2 protein-coding genes are annotated in these 1,296 nt (G+C 76.5%); both read left to right on the forward strand.

From position 1 onward, the window contains the following. Window positions 1-495: YbaK/EbsC family protein (locus ACOV8S_RS30870; RefSeq protein ID WP_448321792.1), on the forward strand; the 495-nt coding region annotated here is incomplete at its 5' end. Beyond that, window positions 492-1,296, forward strand: an 805-nt coding sequence (locus ACOV8S_RS30875) for an EamA family transporter (protein ID WP_448321793.1), incomplete at its 3' end; no start/stop codon positions are given. The genes ACOV8S_RS30870 and ACOV8S_RS30875, both read left to right, overlap by 4 nt.

The raw sequence follows: 1,296 nt of genomic DNA on the forward strand, positions 1-1,296 counted from the left end.
GACGCCGCCCACCCCCGGTTCGCGGCCGCGCTGCGGGAACAAGGGCTGGAGGCGCTGCTGAGGGGCGTCCGCCGCTACCCGGACGCGGTGCGGACCGCGGCGGAGGCGGCTGCGGCGGTCGGCTGCGAGCTCTCCCAGATCTGCAAGTCGCTGATCTTCGCCGCCGACTCCGAGCCGGTCCTCGTCCTCATGGACGGGGCCGGGCGGGTCGACGTGGAGGCGGTGCGGCGGGAGCTGGACGCGAAGGAGGTGACGCGGGCCCCGGCCGCGGTCGTGCGTCAGGCCACCGGTTACGCCATCGGGGGTGTGCCGCCGTTCGGGCACCTGACGCGGACCCGGGTACTCGCCGACCGGTCGCTGCTGGACCACCGGGTGGTGTGGGCCGCGGCGGGCACGCCGCACAGCGTCTTCCCCGTCGCCCCCGGGGACCTGGTCGCGCTGGCCGGCGCGACGGTCGTCGACGTCCGCGAGCGGGCCGCCGGGGCGGGCGCGTGACGCCTCTGGTCGTGGCGGCGGTGGTGCTGGCCGCCGTCGCGCACGCCTCGTGGAACGCGCTGGCCCACAAGATCACCGACAAGCTGACCGGCTTCACCCTGATCGCCGGGGGCGGGGCGCTGATCGGCGTCGCCGCGATGCCCCTCGTGCCCGTCCCGGCGGCCGGGGCCTGGCCCTACCTGCTGGGTTCCGGCGTCCTGCACGTCGTCTACTACGCGCTGCTGATGCGCTCGTTCGAGCTGGGCGACTTCGGCCAGGCCTACCCGATCGCCCGGGGCACCGCGCCCCTGGTGGTGACGGTGCTGGCGGCCGTCCTCGCCGACGAGGTCCCGGACGGCTGGGCGATGGCGGGCGTGGCCGTGTCCTGCCTGGGCCTGACCGCCGTCGCCCTGTGGGGGCTGCGGGGGAAGCGGCCGGACCGGGCGGCGATCGGCGCGGCGTTCGCGACGGGTCTCGCCATCGCGGCGTACACCGTGGTCGACGGGCTGGGCGTACGGGCGGCGGGCTCGGCGCCCGGGTACACCGCGTACCTGATGGCGCTGGGCGGACTCGGTGTTCCGCTGTACGCCGTGTACCGGCTGCGCGGGCGGACGCTCACGGTGCTGCGGCCGCACGCGGGGCTGGGGCTGCTCGGCGCGGGCCTGTCGGTGGCGGCGTACGGGCTGGTGCTGTGGGCGCAGACGCGGGGGGCGATGGCGCCGATCGCGGCGCTGCGGGAGTCCTCGATCATCGTGGGGGCGGCGATCGGGGCGGTCTTCTTCAAGGAACGGTTCGGGATGCCGCGGGTGGTGGGGGCGGTGC

This window comes from Streptomyces sp. CO7 (assembly GCF_053474865.1).